Here is a 236-nt window from a genome sequence, read left to right on the forward strand (position 1 = left end):
CCAAGGGGATTCGAACCCCTGTTACCGCCGTGAAAGGGCGGTGTCCTAGGCCTCTAGACGATGGGGACACTAAAAAGTGTCACTAGGACAACTGAAAGTTTAGACTCGATTCAGACGAGCTTTAATAACACTACCCTACTGTATAATAGTAAGTGGCGTCCCCAAGGGGATTCGAACCCCTGTTACCGCCGTGAAAGGGCGGTGTCCTAGGCCTCTAGACGATGGGGACACTAAAA

Annotated in this window: 1 tRNA gene; it reads right to left on the reverse strand. The window is 51.3% G+C overall.

From position 1 onward, the window contains the following. Positions 1-153: 153 nt before the first annotated feature. Positions 154-229: transfer RNA gene (locus AN392_RS18230), tRNA-Glu, on the reverse strand. Positions 230-236 lie beyond the last annotated feature (7 nt).

This window comes from Pseudoalteromonas sp. P1-16-1b, assembly GCF_001401785.1.
GTDB lineage: Bacteria > Pseudomonadota > Gammaproteobacteria > Enterobacterales > Alteromonadaceae > Pseudoalteromonas > Pseudoalteromonas undina.